The organism is Cypionkella sp. (assembly GCF_030652235.1).
Classification (GTDB): Bacteria; Pseudomonadota; Alphaproteobacteria; order Rhodobacterales; family Rhodobacteraceae; genus Cypionkella.
In genome coordinates this window covers 123,237-145,190 of the sequence record NZ_JAUSBA010000026.1, presented here as the reverse complement: position 1 = coordinate 145,190, position 21,954 = coordinate 123,237, and the positions used below count along the sequence as shown (strand labels likewise).

The following is a 21,954-nucleotide window of genomic DNA, read 5'->3' as shown; positions in this document are numbered from 1 at the left end:
CAGGGTCGCGTTGCGCCCTGCGGTCACAATACCCGAGATCTTGACCGAATCCGTCCCCTGATCACTCTGGATCAGAAGATCGCGGCCCGCCACCAGGTCTTGCGCGACGACCATCGCGAAATCGGCCAGTCCGCTGGCTTTGATGGTGATATCGGTCCCTGCCGCTATTGCGCCATTGCCGATATCCAGCGTTTGCACCGTTCTGATCTTGGAGTCGCCAAGATCAATCAGCACTGTGCCAGTGACCGTCTGAATGCCTTTTGGCAAACTGATCACATCAGCCCCATTGCCGGTCTGAATGCGCAGATCTCTTTGCGCCTTCAGCAAGCCAGCGACCACGATGCTGTCATCGCCGCCGCCGGTCCAGATGTCGATATCGCGGCCTGCTGTCAGCGTGCCTGCCCCGGTCAGAGCGATGACCATGCGGCCGGTATTGGTCGCGTTCACTGTGGTTTCGCGCCACAAAGCAGTGTTTGAATAGATTGCACTACCCAGATCAACCGACGCGCCTGCCGCGCCAATATATTCATAGACTGCCGGGCGGTTGCCCGTGGTCACGCGCACTATGTTGCCCTTGGCAAGGTAAACCGGCTGGCTGACGCCGACCACCGCAGACAGGGTGGTTTGCGGCAGCTTGTACATCAGGATATCGCGCGAGGCAGCGATGGTGCCGCTGACCGTCAACTGATCCAGCACATCGCTGTCATCGCCCAGATCGAACAACACGTCGCCCGCCGTGGCGGTCAGGGCGCCCGTCAGCGCGATGGTGTCGCTGCCGCTGCCGGTCAGGAAAGAGAGGTTGGCACCGGTAAAGGTTGCGGTTGCCGTAATACTGTCCGCGCCCGAGCCAGTGCTGGTCAGCACATCGCCGACCGCAGAGAACGACCCGATCATACTGATCTGAGCCGTGCCGGTTCCGGTGGTGCGGATTTCAAGGTTACCCCCCGCAGAGACACCGCCGTCGTCGAGATCGATGATCTGGGTCGAGGCGGTCGGGCTGTTGGCAAGATCAAGGATAATATTGCCGGTGGTGGTTCTCAATGCGCCAGAAACCCGCAAAATATCTGCCCCGCCCCCGGTGCGCACTTCAATGTCGCGGCCACCCGTCAAGGAACCAAGGGCGTTCACAGTTATCGTTGCCCGACCGGTATTGGCGAATACTTCGACCACGCGCCAAAGGGCGCTGTTGGCATAGTTGGCGGCGCCGATGTTCTGCGTCGCGAAGCTGCCGAGATACTCGTAGATCAACGCCTTGTTGTCGGTGATCACCTTGACCAGATCGCCGCGCGCAAGAGAGACGGTCTGCGCCACGCCGGGTGTTGCCGACCAATCGACTTCCGCCAGTTTGTTAATCAGGATATCGCGTGATGCGACAACAGAACCGCTGATCGTCAGGGTGTCTTGCGTGTCACGGTCATCACCAAGATCAACCACCACATCGCCTGCCGTAGCAGATATCGTGCCGCCAAGCGTCACGGCGTCATCGCCACGGCCCAGCATCAGATAGACATTTTCAGCCGTAAGCGTGCCAGAATAGGTCAGCGCGTCATTTCCGCTACCCGTCAGCAGCCAGAAATCGCCACCGCTGGTGAAACTGCCAGTCAGGGAGACCGTATCGGACTGACCGGCGCTGGTGGTGATGCGAATATCGCCTGAAACCGCCTTGAGCGACCCCGCGACGGTCACATTGCCGCCCAAACCATCCAGATCGCCATGGTCGGTATTGATGAGCAGATCAGTCGCCGCAGAAACCACCGCACCTGATGCAACCGTCAGATTGTCACCGGCATTCAACGTGATGCTGCCCCCGGTCGAGGTCAGCTTGACCCCGGCGTTGACCGTGATGTTGTCGCGGTTGTTCGTGGTGCTTTCCGTAGCAGTGTAAACGATGTTCCCGACCACGGACACATTTGAGGCCACGGTGATCGGGCTGCGCGCCGTTACAATCGCGTCGCCACCAGCATACATGCCAAGCGCATCTTCGGATGCTACGATGGTCCCGATCGTCAGATCACCGATGTTGACGATGTAGGTACTGCCCAGCGTGGACCGGCCTTGAATCATCGCAACGGTCGAATAAAGCGCTTTATCACTGCGCCCGATGTTCTGTTGAGCAACCAGATAGGCCTTGCCGCCCGCAATGTTGGACGCCCCCAGAATGGCGGCGTTCAGGATGCTGCCTGTAAGTGCGGTCAGGAAGGCGGTCGCATCAGACGCGACTGTGACCAGTCCCAGAGACAGATCGCCGCTTGTTTCGGTCAGATACATGTGCTCGGCGCTGGTCGCGTTCAGAACGCCATCGCCGTGGGCCGACATGTTCAGATCAAGCTCGTTGCCTGCCGCACCAATGAACCCCAGCAGCGCAGTCAGCGTGATGCTGTTACCGGTAATATCCGTGCCGGGGTTTGATGTTGTGATCGCGTTGTCGCCGCTGATCGGGCTTGATGGGGTGGTCACGTCAACCGCGTCGAACATCGACACAGCGGCCACCAGCGTGACATCGCCGCCCGCATAGATGTTGCGCACCCACATATCACCAAAGGCTTCGGTCAGCACCACATTGCTGCCGGCAAAAGCTGTAACCCAGCCATTGCCCGCAGCGCTGCCATTGCCCCGCGCCTCGATGTTGAAGGCATTTCCTGCGGACCCAATCGAACCCGAGGCTCGCATTCGGATGTCATTGGCTTCGATGTTGACGAAATCAGCATTCATCGCGTCGACAACGGATCCGGATTTTGCCCAGATATCGACCGCACCTGATTGCGAATAGATCGTGGCAATGCGCATATCGCCCACGGTTTCGCCCAACCAGATATCGCCCTGCGCCCGCACCGTGATGTTTGCAGTCGCATTGGTCAGGTTCACCCAAACCCGATTTTCCTCAAGGCCGATCTGGCCCTGTCCGGCTTCCAGCACCAAATCGTTCACGGCCGTGATCGTGGCCACGCCATCCGCTGCAATCGTAAAGATCGACCCCGAGGTCTTGATCCGCGCAGAATCGCCGACATTTAGCACATTCAACCGGATATCAGATTCCGAGCCCAAGAACGTATCGCCGCCCGATGTAGAGGTGACCCCGCTGGAAAGCGTTACGTCGAAGTCTTCGCGCAGCTGGATCTGGACGTACTTGATATCAACCTTTTCGTTGATCGTGATCCCGAGGCCGCTTTCCGCGACCAACGTTTCGGCCACCGTGATGGTTCCGCCGCTGATCGCGGTAATCGTATAGGCTGTTGCCGATGAATTCACGTTCAGCGATGGGCGTTTTTCGCCTGCAATGCCTTCTGCCCCGGCCGAGATATTCGACAAGATGATCTTGTCGCCAATCGTCAGCCCCAAGAACGAGCCGCCATCATAGCGCGTGATGGTATGGCCCGAAATGTTTACGCTGGCATTGAAGATGTCGCCAAGCGGATTCAGCGCCACGACCGAAACGGTGACGGCCTGTGCAAACTCCAGTGTCGACAGCGCTTTGCCGGATGTTTCAAACACCATGTCGGCACCGCTGATCGACAGGATTTTGTAGAAAGACCCTTCGCCGGTCGCATTGGCTGTCTTGCCCTCGATCTGGATATAGTCACCGATCTTGAATGCAGTACCCCAGGTGCCGCCATCGGTACGGTGCATCACATTGCTGCCCGTCACAAAATTCACCGTGGCCGCAACGCGGTCACTGGTCAGGAAATTCACATCCTTGCGTTCGGCAGCGGCCAGCAACACGCGTTCGTCATCGGTCAGGGTGCCGTTCATATTGATCAGAACCTGCCCCCCGGTCGTGCCGATGTTGTCGCGGACAGAGAGGATCAGATTGCCCGCGATGATGTTGGCATCCTCGATCGTTGTTGAGGTGTCGGTGACGGGCTGCAACAGGCCGACACTGAAGCCATAGATCAGCTCATCCGGCGTCCAGATCTTGATGGAGGCCTCGATACTGGAAATTTCAGCGGCGTTCAGCGGGGCAACATAGGTGGCGTCATACGCGGATGTGGCAGTGCTGTAATCTGCATGAAGTGTGCGCAGTTGCTCGGTGCGCGACACTTTCAACGTCGCGACTTGCAACCCGGCAGAGACCAGTGCATCGGCTTTTTGACTGTCCGTTGCCAAAGCCCAGGTCGTGCCAGCAGGCAAGGCCGCCTCGGCATAAGATTGCGTCAGCGCCGCTTCTTCTTCGGCGTTCAGCACCATGATCTGCTGGCTGTCGGCGATGACGGTGGCAAAGTTGTCACCCTGCAACAGACGCCAAGACCAATAGGTCTGGTATTCCCGTGTTTTGGCTGCCGAAAGGCTGTCTTTGGCTTCCTGCACCTTGGCGCCCGCGCCGGTTTCTTCGGTCAGTTGTAGATCCGTCCAGACCGATGCCAGCAATTCCTCAACCGCGCGTGTATCGACCACAGCGTTGTTGTTACCATCCATCAAACTGCCGGACCCGATGCGCAGCGACACGGTCTGCCCTGGTGTGCGCAGCTCGAACACCCGCAAATCGCCCGTGATTTCCTCGACATAGATGCCACCTGCGGCGGCCCCTGTCAGCGTATGCGCTGCACCGCTTCCAGTATCAATCCGCAGCATGGTGGCCGTAGCACCGATTGCCGCCGCCGTTGAATTAAGCACGATGGCCCCGCCGGAAACCAAACTGGAAGACGTACCAAGAATGGCCCCGGCAGCACTGAGCGAGACCAGCCCGCGAGATTCCTGCGCCGTGCCTGCATTGCGCACCGCAGTGATGGTGCCGACGTTCAGTATGCCGTCTACTTCCGTGATGTAGATGTTGCCACCGCTGGAAGCGTTCAGGATGGTGTTCGAAATTGCATCTGCCAGATCAACCTGCAACGGCGCAAGAACCGTTCCAATGCCGGTTCCTGCCGTCAGATTGACGGTCTTGCCACCGACACTGGCCAGGCTTTCGCCACCCATCGTTGCCGTCGTGCTGATCGTCCCGGATGTAATCAGCGTGGTGGTGCCGGTCAGGTTGGTCAGCTTGCCAGCAACAACAATATCAGCACTCCCCGCGTTGATATAGATATTGCCTGAGGTGTTGTGCAGGAAGCTGATGCCAATCGGGCGATCAGCCTCGATGCTGTGAAGGTGCGACGTGAACAGCCCGTCGATCTTCTGATATTCATAGGTATAGGTTTTTTTGCCATACCAGCTTTTGCGCACGCTATACTGCGTCTGTTTCCAGCCCGTCGATTCCGTCGTGACGGTATTGCTCGAATACATATAGGCGTCGCCATCATTTGCAGTGTCGCGGTAGAAGTAGTTTGAATTCGGCACGAGCGCCGCGTTGAGCGTTTGTTTTACCGGGTCGACAGGAATATTGTCGGTACCCAGATCAATAATCCCAAGCCAACCACTTTCTTCCCAACGTGCCGTTTCTTTCACACGCGATGACACACCTACGGTCCAACCATACCGAAAACCGGTGACAGGATTGTAATTGATCGAGGTTGCCGAGCCGCCGGTCAGAACCGAAGTCGTGGTCGCTGAAGAACCGATAGTGATACGATCCACTTTCACATCGCCATTGGCCTGCTTGGTATAGATCGTCGTCAGATTACGCGCCTTGTCGTTCAGCATGATGATGCCGTCGCCGCGGGTGTCTGCGTCGATGCTTTCCAGTGTCAGGTCAATGCCGGCAAGGGTCATGGTATTGACAATGGAAATCTGAGGATAACCGGAATACGCAACCAGCTTGCCATTCTGCGTATTCATAACATTACCGGTCAACTCAATATAGCCGCCGGTTGGACGCAGCGCCTTGATGATCAAAGCGTCATTTTGCCGGTCATAAACGACCGTGAAATCGGAATTAGCGACGGTGATGTTGGTATAATTGGCACCGCTTGCCTTTGCCCGCTCGATCAGGGCTTGCTGGCTTGCACCAAGGGTCAGCGCAAAGGTTTCTTTGCCAGACTGGATCAGGCCACTGATGTTGACAAATTCTGCGCTGATCACAATTCGGTTTGCCATGATCGACGGCGTGGTGGGCTGGATGTTCAGATACGCAGTGATCGCAGCATCGGTCGCCGCGCGCGAGCCGTCGCCCATAATACCCGAAGACAGAAACTGCCCGTAGGGGTCGCCACCAATGTGCTGCATCAGCGCGCCAGAGATGTTGATGCTGCTCTTGGAGACGATGCTCAGGGACGATGCCGCAATCTGACCGATGATCGTGATCGAGCCGCCATTCGACGGATTGGTGATCGACACATGGCTGGTGCGGGCAATGATATTACCAACCACGCGGATTTCCTGTGGCGAGGGAGTAAAACCGGTGCTGCCATTCACAAACGTGCTGATGTTCGCCACGCTGATGGTGACTTGCGGTGTGGAACTGGTGCGATCCACACTGGCGCCCGTAATGTCGAACGTCGCGGTTTTGGTCGAATCCGATGCGCCGATCCCCGATAGGTTGTCGTTATTGAAGTTTCGGTTGCGGGCGTTTTCGGCATTGATCCAGGTTTTCGCCTGTGCGGCAGTCGTGCCGCCCTCTGTCACCAAAGTAACATCAGTGCCGTTAAAGTAGATACCGCCATTGGTATCCGGAATCGTGATATCACCCAAGTATAGCTGTGCGAACGAGTTGCTGGTGATCGTGATACTGGCGTTCTTTGGCACGTCAATCAGCCCGCTGCCGGACAACTGATCCGCAAATATGCGCACCCGGCCAGCTGCGGCCTTAATGTAACTGATCTGAACCGTATCAACTTCGGGGGTCAGCGGCACGACCGTGCCATCTGACATGACTTCAGCCAACCCCAGCAGAATAAGTTCCTGCTCAATCCGTGCGATCTGTGCGGTATAAAACGCCACCAGTGTTGCGTTATTCGAATAGGTCTGAATGTTTTCACGCGCTTGCGTGATTGTAGTGAACTGCGCCGATTGCAGCACCTGACGGCCGGCGGTGAAACCGATGTCACTGACAAACACCCCGTTGATCCATTCGCCCGTCGAATGTGCCGTGTCGATGACCGTGTCACCGGCAGAGTTCACAATCAGAGTCAGTGCAACATTGCGCTTGATGCCGGTGCGGATCGTGCCGTTGTTAACCACATCGCCCATGATGACAGAGCGCGTTGCACCCGCGCCCGAGCCGACGCTGCCACCGCCAAGTGCATTGCCGATCGAGGCAGCCCAGTTGGTCGCCTTCGCCACACCGACAACGCTGGCAATGTTGAAACCGTCAGCGTTCAGGTCGATGTTGGCATAACCCTCCAGAATAGCCCCTGCATCAATTTGAACGAGGTTATGCGCTTCATAGAGCGCGCGTGTTTTCAGGCTGGAGATCGGAATCAAAGATCCGGCAAAGTTGTCAACCCGCATTTCCAGCGCATGGTTCGGCAGAGACAGATCTCGGTCGGTGCCTGTGCTGATGAACATGTCTTCCGCAGCTCGCACGAACGAGCCAGTTTGGAAAACGATCCGATTGATCGGGGTGACATCGGCGTTGGCATAACCAAGCGCCACGGTCGCGGCCCCGAAGGTTTCAGAATAAGATTGCAGATTGATGTCAGTGGTTCCATCCACCTCCATCTCGATCTCGCCATCCGACCGCAGCACAGCCCCCGGACCGACGATGATTTCGCCCAGCACATCAGTGCCGTCGAACTCGGCATAGGCCCCTGCCCCAGACAATGCGCCGCCGGTGACCAGTTTTACTTTGTGCCACTGCTCGAGGGCGTTGAACACCACAGCCTTAAGTGTGCCGTCAACATCCGTTACATCCACAACGCTGTTGGTGCCAAAGCGCACGCTGGTGTCAAAACGCACGGTGGTCAGCGTATCAGCGCTTGCCCCAGAGACCAGACCACCCGTCTTGCCATCAATATCAATCCAGCCCGTCAACCGATTGGTGGCGTTGATGTCCAGCGTTCCCGCGGCAACCACCGAGTGGTTGCCCAGCTCTGCCGCCACGGTCGAACCGATGGTGTTGCTTGCCGCAGCGCCCGACCCGGCCAGAACGCCATAAGCGCTGGTGTCGATTTCCGCATCCGGGTTTGCCAGATGCGAAGCTGCAATCTGGAATGTGCCGATGACATTGACAGTTGATTTGCGATCTGAGGAACTCGCGTCGACGATCCCGGCAAAAACATCCGATGTAATGTGGGTGGTGGCCGTCGCCGCCGAGCCACTGGCCAGACCATAGGCCCCCGCGACAACCCCCACGGAAACCGCATCGCTGCCAACGGCCCAGATGGACAGATTGCCTGCCGTCAGTTGAACGAGTTCACCGATCGTGGCGCTGACCCCGGTATTGGTGGTGCCCGAGGCATAGGCCGCACCCACGCCGATCAGGCCACCCGCGACGGCCTTGGAGCGGATCTGCTGCGCATCGCTGCCGCTCGCAGAGATCACGGCATTGCCGCTGACGACCAGAGTCGCCCCGGATTCAATGCCGGCATCGACCTGACTGGTATTCGTCGCCGTCGCGGATGTGGATTGCACCCCAAGCAAAAGCCCGCCACCCGACGCGTAGGCCGCCACATCTTCGATGGCGCTGCCATTGATTCCGCCAGCCTCGGCCGCAACTGTCAGGCTACCCAAGTGATAAGTGCCGGAACTTCCGCCAACCGTGGCGGCAACAGAGCGACTGGTTGCAACAGCCGCCACGCTGGCACCCACGCCTGCGGTGGCACCGACGGTCATGCCCCAGACGGTTGTACGTTGCGAAACCCCGCTCAGCGCCGACACGCTCAGGCCGCCGGCCGTCATTTCAACGCCCGACACATGGCCGGCAACCGAGCCCCCGGTGGCGATCGAAGCTGTGCCACCGCCTGCGGCCAGCGCAAACAGCCCAACGGCGATGCTGGTCACATCAACTTCTGCCGTTAGATGGGCCAGCGATTGCGCCGAAACCGTTGCCAACCCGGTCAGGATGATGTCCGAGGCGGTGCCGTCAACCTCAGCCAACGTCACATTTGCATTTATGATGGTGGCATTGGCGCCACCGCCCGACATGGCAGCCCCGCCAAAAGAACCGCTGATCGCGGAGGCCGACGAAACCACGTTCACCGCGGCAGAATCCGTGGCAGAAACGGTCATCGACCCAGCGGTCACGTCGCTGTTGCGCACGCGCGCCGTAATCGTATTCGACAGCGCTGCATTGGCCAAGGACACCGCGATCGCCACCGCGCCACCCAGGCCGACAGCACCCGCGATCGACGCGGATCGCACTGTCGCATCAATAGAACTGGTGTCCCCGGCGGTCACATTCAGGCCGCCTGAAGTCGCCGTCACCGTACTGCCGGTAACAGTTGCGCTGACATCATAGTCAATCGTGTTATCGGCACTTGCGCCCGACCCGCTGGCGGCAACACCAACCAGACCCCCGGCAACCGACACCGCAAACCCTTCGACCAAGGCATCGATGCTAGAGGTCATCGCGGCCCCAACCGAAATGCTGCCTTGGGTGGTCGCAAGTATGGCATTGGTCACCGAGGCAAGAACGCCACTGCCGCTGCCATTGCCGATGCTGTTATGTGCCAGCGAGGCACCGACCGAAATGCCGACGCCAACTGCGCCCACTCCCATCGAAGCGGCGGCGGAAATCACCCGCGCCTCGATGACAGCCGCACCAGAGGCGGCAAGCGTGATGCCAGTCGTGGCCTCCAGACGCATGGTATCCACAACAACCTGCGTCGTGGTGGTGATCACGTTCTGACTTTCAGCCCCTGCCCCGCTGACGGCGATTCCGCCAACCCCGAACCCGGCCGCCAACGCAACCGAAGCGGCTGTGGCCTTGATCGTGCTGTCATCGTCCGCCAGCACGCGGATCGCGCCGGACGTGGCGCGAACCGATCCCAGCCCCCCCGACAAAGCATTGCGGCTGACGATGGCGCTGGTCGCACTGCTGATGCTGTTGACGGCAATCGACGCGGCAATCGCCCCTGAAACGCCAACCATACCTGCGGCCACACTCAGCGCGACGGCGCCCGCCAAAGCTTCGATCACCGAAGTGTCCGCCGCAAGAACATCGACCAACGTCGCGTTGATATTGGTCGTTGATCCCAAAATCTGCGCTGTCGTCGTCGACCCGATCCTGTTTTCTGCTTCAACCCCGGCCCCCGAAAGCGCAACGCCAACCTGTCCGGCCGCGACGGCGCCCGCACCGGCGATCACCAGCGCCTGAATGGACTGGCCACTTGCGGCATTCACGATCAGACCGCCCTGCGAGGCGGTGATGATGCTGTTTTCCACTGTCGCAATGGTTGTACCGCGATTGGCGACGACGTCGCCCTGTGCATCAAATCCGATGAAATTGCGCGAGATGGCCGCACCGATACTGATCCCGACACCAACTTGCCCAAACCCGGCAGACAGGGCTGTGGCCATGACCGAGGCGTTGATCCGCGCGTTGCTTTGCGCGTCCACCAGCACGCTGCCGGTTGCCAGCGACAGGGTAGCGCCTGTGATCGTGGCTTTGGCTGTAGAGGTTATGGCATTGACCGCCGAAGCACCCGCGCCGGACAAGGCCACGCCCACCATACCGCCACCGATCGCCACCGAAGCGGCGGTTGACACCGCATTGATTGTGGACCGGGTGGCACGGATGGTCGATCCGACCAGTTCCAGCGTCCAATGTGCCCCGTTGGCGTCGATCACGGCCCATTTCTTGCCCGCCTCGACAATGGAAACCCGCAGGTTTCCGGAAACGGTTTCGCCTGCATTGAGCAGCGCGGTCTTGAGCGCGCCGCGCAGAATCGTGTCGCCGCTCACATCAGAAGCATCCAGTGCCGTGCCGGCCGAATTGGTATCGGTTTTCGCCGCGTCATCCAGATTGGTCGCCGTCAGCGAAAGCGTCAGTGTGGGCGCCGAGATGCCCGTCAGGGCACGCACCGACACAGCCGTGCCACTGCCGGAAACCGTCAGCGTTGCGCCGTCGATCTTGGCCAGCACATCATTGTCGACCACGTTATGGGCAACAGACACACCGATGGCGACCGCAACGCCAGTTTGGCCAAAGCCCGCCGCCAAAGAAACCGCCTGCGCTGACGCGTTGATCAAGCTGTCATCGCTGGCGAGCACCGAAACGCTGCGTGCCTTTATAGTGCCGCCGTCGATCACCGCGCTGATGGACGATGCGATCTTGTTAGTGACACCAACACCCGCACCCGAAACACCAACCCCGACAGAGCCCGCGCCCACTGCTGCCGATCCTGCAAAAACCGCGGCATCAATCCGCTGTTCGCTGATGGCAGACACCAGAACCGCGCCGGATGCGGTGATATCGCTGTCCATGATCAGGGCGGAAATCCCGGCCGGAGTCCGGCTCAGGCTGATTTCTTCCCACATATCCGTGTTGGCATAATCCATGGTCGACAGATCAACGCCGCCCGATTTGGTGATCGCCGTGGTGCCACGATACGCAAACACCTGACCCGCGCGCCCACCTTCAGAGATATGGACGGTATTCCCGATATTGATCGTGGTCGGTCGGTCGGTTGCTGTCTTGAAAGTCGGAGTCAGGCTGTTGGCGGCAATGGTGCCAAAGCCGATGATGTTACGCACCACGGCCACGCCAATGCTTGCGCCAATGCCGGTCGATCCAGCTGCGACCGCAGCCGATGCCGCCATGACCGATGCCTTGATGCTGCCGGTCGATGTGGCGGTGACGGAAACGCCAGCCGAGGCCGTCAGGTCAGATCCCACAACCTCAGCCGCAACCGCTGCTGTGATGATATTGGTGGCAAAAGCGCCCGCACCAGAAATCGCGATGCCAGTGGACCCGAAGCCAGCCGCAATCGCGGCGGCCTGCGCCGTGCTTTTCAGAACAGATGTGTCCGATCCCGCCACCAGAATGCTGCCCGCCGAAGCAAGCACGCCGCGTGTGGTGTTTGTAATCGCGGCATAGGTCGTCCCGCCGATGTCGTTCAATACAACCGACGCGCCGATGGAGACGGCAACCCCGGTAGAGCCTGCGGCAAACGCAATGGATGCGGCACCGCCATAGGCGTTGATTTCAGAGGCATTGCGCGCCTGAACCAGAATGCTGTCCGCCGAAATCGCCACCAAACCCGTGGCCCCGGCATACTGCCCGTCGATGAAGGCGCTGGTTTGCACGTTGATGTCATTGGTCACGCCAACGCCCGACCCGGCCAGTGCCACGCCCGTGCTGCCTGCCGCAATCGCGACAGATCCGGCAAAGCTAAGCGCGTTGATGGTTTGCTGCGAGGTGGCGGTAACCTCTAGGGTCCCGCCCGCGTCCACGTCGCTATCCTCGATGGATGCCAGCACCCGAACCGGGCTGTTCGCGTCAACGCCCGTGATCTGGTTCAGCACGATCGCCATCCCCAGCGAGGCACCAACCCCGGTGCTGCCCACGCCAACCGCAGCCGAGACCGCGATGACAGCAGCATTGATCGCGCTCTCGTTGAGCGCGGTTACTGTCACGTTGTCTGCTGCCACAACATCGCTGGTGCGGATGGTCGCGGTGGCCGAGGTACGAACATCATTCTTGCTGATGGCACCCGCGCCAGAGATTGCGATCCCAGTTTGCCCCAGAGCAACCGCCATCGAAGCTGCCGTCGCCGCCGAATTGATCGTCGAGGACGATACCTTCAACAAGGTTCCGTCAATTTCCAATGTGAAGGCGCGCCCCGAAGCGTCGATCAGAATCCAGCCCGCATCATCGCGCAATTTGCTCAGCCGGATGGTCCCTGCACTGATTGTATTGGGAATTCTCTCGCCAACCGGCAGGTTGGTGTTCAACAGATTGATAATCTCGGTCAGAATCGCGTCATCGCTGGCCTTGTCGGCGCTGTCGGCGACCACCTTACCGTCCACGCTCACCATGCCGGTTTCGGTCGCGTCGTTCAGGCGATCCGCCGTAAGCGCCGCCTTGTTCACGGTGAAATTGGCCGGAGGGGCGACGGTTGCGGTTACCGACAGATTGCCGGTCAGATCAACCGAATCCACCCCTTGAATCAACGCGGTCACTGCGTTTTCCACATCGTTCAGCGCAATTGCCACACCAACCGAGATTGCTGTAGCACTTTGTCCGATGGCCGCTGCCGCCGACGCGGCCAAGACCACGCTGTTGACCAGCGAAGTGTCATGCGCGAGAACCGTCAGATTTTCACCCTGAATGACTGTCGCATCGGTGATGCGCGCAATCGCCCCACCGAGGATCTTGTTTTTGGCAACTGATCCGGCCGCCGCGAATGACAACCCCGATTTGCCGCCAGAAATTGCCAGCACTGCTGCGGTGACGGTGGCGACAATGCTTTGACCCGCGGTCGCCCGCACGGCGATATCACCCGTGGCGATAACACTGCCCATCACGATTTCAGCGGTGGCTGCGGCGGAAGTGCGTGCCAGATCAACGCGTTCCCACAAACGGGTGTCGTTGTAATCTTGCTGGGTCAGATCAAATCCGACAGTTGTGTTGTTGCCATCTTTCAGCGTCGAGGCGGTGGTCGTCCCGGTAAAGCGGTAGTATCCGCCGGTCAGCGCATGGCCTCCGATGACATGCACCGTCTGGCCGGTGGTCAGCGTCATCGGGCGGCTGTCACTGGTATAGGTGACTGAAGCCGGAATCGCATTGGAATAGCCGATCAGGTTATCGGCAACCGCAATGCCCAGCCCGACGGCCGTCGACGACCCGCCCGACACAGAAAGCGTCGCGGCCATGACGCCGATCGTCGCAAAGATGCTGGCTGAGTTCGTGGCTTGCACCAGCACATCGCCGCCAGCCGTCACGTTGGCCTGCTCGATCCGTGCCGCCACGCCACCGTTGATCCGGTTCACGGCAACCGCGCCGCCGCCCGATATCGAAGGCGCCGAGGAACTGCCAAACGATGCGGCAAGCGCCACCGAAGACGACAGGCCAAGCGCATCAATCGTGGCGGTGCGCGCGGCAATGACCTGCACGTTTTGTGCGGCCGAAAGCGTGTTCACGCCAACGATCTGGGCCGTGGCATTCGACAGGATCTCGTTGCGCGCGAATGTCGCCGCGATCGAGACCGAAAGTGTGGATTTGGTGCCCGCCGAGACGGCAACCGAACTGGATTTGATATGCGCCAGAATCTCGGAACTGTCGGTGGCGGAAACCTTGACCGAACCGGCGGTGCTTCTGATCCCGGTTGAAGTCACGGCCCCTTCGGTGATCTCGGCCAGCGCATCGCTGGCCACGCGGTTCAAGGCGATCACTGGCGCAATCGACACGCCGCTGTTGCTTTCGCTCAGGCTGATCGAGGTTGCGACGGCAGAATTGGTGATCGTCGCATGGACAGAGGCATCCGAAACCGCGTCCACGCTGATATCGTTTGCGGCAGTCACAGCCGAATCCACAATGCGCGCCGCAGCCTGCGCCTTGTCAGTGCCGGTCAACGTGGTGCCGATAAAGGTATCGACGGTATTGTAGAGGAAGTTCTGCGGCTTGAAGCCGACCGAGTTGAACGCCAGCGAAACCCCGATGGCGTAAGACCCGCCGCCGCCGCCGAAGGCTTGGGTCTGGGTTGCAATGTCGGCCAGAATCGTGCCGGTCGACTCGGCAAGCACCGAAACCGCGCCGTCCGTTTCAACTGCGGCGTTGCGGATTTCGGCGGTGGCTGATGTCAGCACCACGTTGGTCGCCATATTTATGCTGATCGCCATCACAGTGGACGCACCACTGAAGGCAGAGCCGCCCTTGGCCAGGGCTTTGCCAGTGTTCTGCGCCGACAGTGCCGAAATGTTGGTGGCCGAAACCACCACATCGCCCACAGCGTTCACATCCACCGAGTTGATCTGCGCGATGGTTTCGCCACGTACATCATTCATCGAAATCATCGCGCCCGCCGAAGACGCATCGGATGCGCCTACGTTCAGGCTGATGAATTCCGGCACCATATCCAGAATGCTGCCGCCGGGCAGCTTTTGCCACAGGCCACCAGTGAAGGTGGTCGTCCCCAGATCGGTCAACGTAACACGGTCAGCGCTAGCGCCGTTGTTGCCGCCGTAAAGATAAAGATCGCCCTCGGTCGTCCCCGCCGGAGGGTTCGACCCAATCCGTACAACCTGCCCATAGCGCAGGTTCTGGCTGCCCGAATACGTCGTGTAATCATAGTCGTTGCGCGCCGCATCAACGAAGGCAACCGCGATGCTTAGCCCCAGATCATTGGTGACGCTGGTGGTCTGCGCCAGCGTATTGATCGAGTCGATCTCGGACTGGTTGACAGCCGTCACCGTCACGCCGCCGCCCGCCGAAATCGTATCTGGCAGATTGGCAAGCGTGGCGGTGGTGCCGTTGATCAGCGCCTGCGCCGCGCCGGATACCTTGTTCAGCGACAGCATTGCGCCCATAACGCTGCCAGACGCGCCGCTCAGATCGCTGGCCTCGCTGGTGGCATTGTTCGAGGTGTCAGAGGTGATGACCGCAAGATTTTCCGCCGAAACCAGAACAGCTCCGTCTGCGTCAACGCTGGTGCGCGTGATACTGGCAACGGCATCAACCGGGTTCTCGCCGGAAAAGGCCGAAGACACGGCAGGGTCGCCGATCAGCGTATCGACTGCGTTGAACAGCATGTTGGTAGGCCTCCAGCCCACCGTGTTGAACGCCATCGTTAAGGTGAACGAGTCGTCCCCGGTTTCGGCCAGCATCTTCGTCGTGGCATCCAGCACAGTCTCATTCGACGCCAACACCGAAACATCGCCTGTTGTCGCCGTCAGGCTGGCATCCACAGCATGCGCCAAGGCGCCGCCTTGCAGCACGTTGGTGGCAATGGCCCCGCCCGATTGCGTGACCGACGCATCCACCAGCACCGTCATCTGCGACGACAAATCCGCCGAAATGACGATATCGCCACCCGTCGTGGTTACAACCGCGTCTTCGATCCGGGCTTCCACACTGGATTGCAGATCGTTCAGCACCACGATCAGGCCAACGCTGCTTTCAACGCCGCCCATGATGCTGATCGCCGGAACCGCCTTTGACGCAAGGGTTTCGCGCCAGTAATCGGTGTCGCCCGCGTAGTCTTCTTCCCCGAGATCGCGGGCAGCGAGGTCCGATGCCCCCATGAATTTGTATATTTTGACAGCACCTTCGCTGTCCGTCACGCGCACCAGATCGCCAAAGCTCAGCGAGATCTCCTGCTCGGTCCCCAACGTTGCAACCCAGTCGGTCGCCGTCATCGAGTTTATCGAGGATTGCAGCACCGATGCGCCGCCATCATTCACGCTGGATGTGCCGGATGTCAGGCTGTTGTTGGCGAAGAAGCGTTGCTCATCAGATGCCGTCACAGCAACACTGCCGCCGGTGTTCACAACAACACCAGCCGCAGCACCGCTGTTGCTCAGATAGGCACTGGTGCCGCCTCTGACCTTGTTTGACGCCAGCATCAACGCCGAAGCACTGGCATTGCCTTGGACCAGCGCCTTTGATTCCGACAGCGTGCTGTTGGATGTGGTGGAGTTCAGCCGGGTTGCCGATATCGCTTCGATGGTCAGATCGCCGCCAGCATCGACACCGCTGTTCACGATCCGCGCCAAAGCACCAGCCCCCGGAACGCCTTCCAGAGCGGTCAGCAAAGGATCACCGATCAGCACATCCAGTGTTTGCGAAAACAGGTTTGACGTGTTCCAGCCGATGCTGTTGAACGCCAAGGTCACGCCGATCGAACTGGTGCCGCTGGTCGTGGTCGAGGTTACGCGCGAATCCAGCACGCTGCGCTGATAGGCGGTGACAGTCACATCGCCGTCTGCCGTTACTGAACTTTCCAGAATTTCGGCGGTGGCGCTGTTTTGCACCGAATTGGTGGCAATCTGGCCGTTGACAGAGACCGCAGTGCCTGTTCCCCAGGCACTGCCACCCGCAGACACCACATTCGCCTCTAGATCTGCCAACAGAACGGCAACCGCAGTTGCGGAAACCACAACGTCGCCGCCCGCCACAACCGTCATGCCGCTGATCGAGGCCGACACATGGGCGTTGACCTGATTGGTCACAATAATCCCGCCGGTCGCACTGGAGTTGCTGTCGGACAGGTTGCCAAAATTGGGGAACATCGCGCCGATATCAATATCGCCGTTCACTCGCACCCAAAGCGCGGTGTTTTGCAGATCGGCATAGCTGAGCGAACTGAAATCAATCGGCCCACCCAAAGCAACGCGCTTGTACACCGAATTCGCACTGATAAAGCCCGATCCGCCGTCTTGAAGAATGGGTGCGTCGATGAGCACCAAATCGCCCGCCTGCACCGTCTGAAGCCCGGATTGCGTGGTGTATTTGTATTCATCCGCCAACATGTCGATGAACAACTGTTTGAAGTCGTTCATGTTGTTCTCGATCACGGATTCAACCGAAAGCGAAGACGAGCTGAGGATATTCGCGCTGTCCACAGCCTCGACCGTCACCGAACCTGTGGTGGCGGTTACGGTCTGGTCAGTTGCGCTGCTGATCCAGGCTTTGGTATTGCTGGAGACACGGTTGCTGGCCAAAATACCACCTGCGGCGGTGCCTTCAGCCCCGAACGCCGCCGAATTGCCAACTTCGCTTAGCCCGTCGCTTTGCAGCGCATCGAACAGAATTGCACCGTTGGTCTGGCTGGTGCTGACCGCATTGCCGACAACCGCATCCATCAGGTTGACGCGTGCCAATTCAAGCGCATCGCCATTCAGCGCAACACGCCAGACCATGCCCGACTCGTCGCGCAGGAACCACAATTCACCCGGCACCAAGGTCTCGACGCTGAACGCCCCGTCAAATGCCACATCGGCAAGACCAAATGCAGCTTCCAATGCAGTCTGGGCGGCGGCAGCCGCGACCTCGTCGCGCGAGCCATCCTGCCCAAAGGACATATCGTCCAGCGCCTGCGGCACAATATCCGCGTTCAGCACACCCAGATCGTCTGCCAGCACTTCGCGCGTATCAGCGCGCACCGTGACCGAACCTTCGGCCAGAACCGTCGAGTTTTCGATATAGGCCGTGGCGCCAACCGGGGTTTCATTGCTCAGATAGCTTGATCCAAGCAAGGCATCGGTCAGCGCAAAAAAGATGTTTGCCGCGTCAAAACCAACCGCGTTGAAAGCAACCACAACGCTGGCAGCACTTTCGCCCTCCATCGAGGTGGTCACAGTGGCCGTCGCAATCGCCAGATTCTGCGCCGTCACCAGCACATCACCGGCGGCGGCCGTTACCGTGCTACCCAAAATGCTGGCCGTCGCTTTGCTGAGCAGCGTGTTGGTGGCAATCACACCACCCGCCGCTTTATCAGCGGCAACATCACTGCTTTCCTTGGCAATCAGCGTCGCGCGCTCGATGGCGCTGACTGTGACATCCCCTTGGGCTACAACAATGCCGCCTTTCAGTTCCGCCAGCGCACCGCCTGTGGCGTGGTTGCGGGAAATCAGGCCAAACATGGAAGGGCCGGATTCCGGCTCTGCCTCGGCGTCCGGGTCATCCGCAGGCGCCATCGTGGCGATTGCGCCATCAATCAGGTCGGTCGGGTAGATGTTGGTGGCGGTCAGCTCTTTCCACAGGCCACGGTCAGTATAATCGGCGGTGGCAAGATCAACGTCCGAGGCCGCGTCGCCCATGAATTTAAAGCGCGTGCCAGTCAGCTCCGGGTTGTTCGAGCCGACATAGACCATGTCGCCAAAGGTTAGATTCTTCATCCCCGAGAACGAGGTATAATCGTAACGGTCCATGATGCTGGACAACAACGTATTGACGAGCCCAACATCCTCGCCGCCCGGCTCGGCCTGGCTGGTGCTTATGCTGGTGTGAGCCTGCAATGTGGTGTTATCAACCGCCGCAATCGTGACATTACCCCCGGCGGTCAGCGTCTTGCCGCCCGTCAAGTCAACACTGGCGCGGGCCTTCCCGGCCAACAAGTTGGACGCAAGAACGCCGCTCGCAGACGCACCACCGCTGCCCAAAAGCTTCGCCGTCAGCGAAGAGGCATTGTCCGCGTAAACGCTCACCGCGCCAGCCGATACATTCGACCCGGTGATTTCGGCAACGGCCCCATCTTGCTGTGCCGTGGACGTTGAAATCCCGAGCAGTGCCGAGAACGAGGCAGAGAACAGATCTACCGGATCATAGCCGACGCTGTTCATCACCACCAGAACCGCCGCAGAGGTGCCGTCGGTCTGCAACCCGTTTTCCAGCGTTGCGTCCAGTGTCAGGGCATTCACCGCCGAAACCTCCAGCGCACTGTCCGCCAGAAGCGTGATGTCGCTATTGACAATCCGCGCAGTCGAGGTGCCCTTGACCGAGTTCATAACGATCGCGCCGCCAACGGCAATATCGGTGCCGCCTGCGTCCCCAACACTGCCCGAGCTTTTCACGACAACTTCCGCAAGTGCGGTCAGGCTGCCGGTCTGGCTGGCCGACACCGTCACCGCGCCGCTGTCATAGACATCCGCATTCACGATTTCGGCGGTAGCGCTGCCTTCGACATCATTGCGCACAACAAGACCGCCAAACGCCATCGAATTGGTATCCGACAGGTTGACACCGCGCGGCAGGATCGAAGATGCAAACTCGGCCTGCCAGTAGTCCAGATTGGTGAAGTCTTCCGTCGCAAGATCAATATCCGCCGTGCCGCCAAGGTAGCGATAGACCGTGCCAGTTTCACCCCGGCCCGTGCCCCCTGTCGCTGCGTCATCCGCATAGTTCGGCAGCAAATTCACACGGTCGCCAAAATGCAGCGTCGGCGAAACGGTTGCAGACAAGTCGAACAGATTGGTGCCAGTATAGCCTTTGGCCCCATCCGTATAAAAATCAGCATCTGACAGCAGGCCGATCAGCATGTTGGCATAGCTGGCACCACCGTCGCTGGTCGCCGACGAAGACGAGTAGACCCGCGAGTTTGCCGAAATCAAGGCCACGTCCTGCGCCACGACCGACACGCCGCCAGCGCCACGCACTCGCTGGATCCCCGACGTGGTTTCAATCGCTGCCCGGACCGCCGTGGCGACCTTGGTTGACGAAATCACCATACCGATGGCAGAGCTGGCCGAGCTTCCGAACAACACGTTCGACTCGTTTTGCGCAACGCTCGAAACCGTTGCATTCAATTCGGCTTGGTTGGTCGCCTCGACAGCCACAACGCCGCCCGCATTCACATCAGAATTCAGGACGAGGCCCAGCACGTCATATGTGGTCTTCGTCAGACCCCAGCTATAGCCAAAAATCGCACCCAATGCCTGAGCCGCGATACTGGTCACATTATAGCCGATGTAATTCTGTGCAATCGAGAAGCCAGCCGCCGCGCCAGAGCCGCCGGTTTGCAGGACAGACGCGACTGTGCGCGCATCAAGAAAGACCTCAAGATTGGCCTTGACCGACACGGCCCCAAGGGCAGTCAGAGTCGACTCGTCCACCTTTGCCGTCACGCCACCTGTCAGCGCATTGACGCTCAGGGTTGCACTGGCAGCCAGATTCGTTTTGGCTGGACCGAACAAAGACGACAGCCTCGTATCGATGTCCTGCACGGCCTTGGTCGTGGAAACCAGCCAGCGCTGATCGGTCGCCTTCACAAGAATGGTCCCGCCCGTGCTTTCGACTGCACTGCGCGTGACAACAACGGCGATATCGCCATTCACCATGTTGATCGCCGACGCCGCTTTGAAGTTGAACGACGGACCGGTGAACTGCACCTTGTCAGTGCCCACAAATGTCGACGTCGCCCTATAGGTCGCCGTACTTAGCGCGCCGAGTGTGACGTCCGAACCAGCTGTCAGGTTGGAATCCGTAACAATTACACTTACGGCGACATCCGCCGTCGTTGTCGCAATCATCGCCGAGGTTGCAACCTGCGTCGAGTCGGCCGCCTCGACAAAAAGGGCACCCCCGGCGTCAAAAATCACATTTGTCAGATCAATACGCACGCCACCAGCGGCACCGTTGACAACGCCAATTGTAACCTCTGCAAGGCCAAGAAACGAGCTCTCGACCTTGGTGGTGATAACACCCGTGCTCGATGCGGTAATCGCGACGTTGCCTGCGTCCGCAGCGGTGATCTCGGTATCTGCGGCCGGAACGCCCGCCACGCCCGCCTCGCCCACGCTTATACCGACGATCCGGGCAACATCGACCTGCATCCACAATGCGTTGATGTTGAAGATATCTTCGCCCAGTATTTCAAGCTCGGCCGCAGCGACAGACGCGTTGATGTTCACAATGTCCGATGCAGCAAGGATGATACCGGCAGCGTTGGTCGTGGACAGAATAACGCCCTGCCCGATGGTGATCTGCGACTGACTGTTGACCGAAACCTCACCCGCGAACAGCAACTGGTTGCTGGCCGCGAGATTAAGATCGAGCCTCGCCAAAGTGCTGATGTTCAGCGACGCAGCCTGTACGGTGATGTTGTCGGCCAGGGTGACGCGTGCGATTTGCCCGGTGGACACGTCCTCGCCAAGTTCTGGCACCGCGACGTTGATCGTCCCGCTGACCATCGCCTGCGCTGACAGGGTCACTATGCCTTGGCTGAAGATCGATGCATTCACCGAAATCTGGCTTGAAGCCGTCGCAAGAGTCGCCGTGCTGTTGGCATGGATGGTAACGTCATTGACGTAGGCGCCTGCGGAGCCAATTTGGGCAGAAACCACCACGGTTTCCGAAGCGATGTTCAGATTTCCCAGATAGCCGGCCGCAAACGATGTGACTTCGACCGTGTCAGCCCCTGTGCCGCCATCGACCGAAACCGCAAAAGCAGAGCCGTAGCTGAAGCTATCTTCGAACTTCAAGGAAATGGAGTCGTCGCCGCTGCCGGATGAAAAGTTCAGACCACCGGTTGATGTGATTTGCGTAGCCGCAACCAAAATATCACCGGTCGTGGTATCGCGGACTTCATACTTGTAAACGGCGGCGCCGCCGTCTGACTCAGAAAACAACCTGACCGTCGCCGATACATGGGCGCCTGCATCCACCCCGATGTTGTTGGCCAGGACCACAGACATTGGATCGGCACTCAGCAGAATACGCGGCTCAATCGGGTCCAGCAGGTAGCTGATCGCAGCTTGCCTCAA

Annotated in this window: 1 protein-coding gene (cut by a window edge); it reads right to left on the bottom strand. The window is 59.4% G+C overall.

Features of this window, described 5'->3' with window-relative positions:
* Positions 1-21,954, bottom strand: the 5' portion of a protein-coding gene (locus tag Q7V03_RS08390; protein ID WP_304925147.1) for a calcium-binding protein. The gene continues 7,038 nt to the left of window position 1, outside the view; the window shows 21,954 of its 28,992 coding nt (coding positions 1-21,954); the start codon lies at positions 21,952-21,954; its stop codon lies beyond the left edge, outside the window.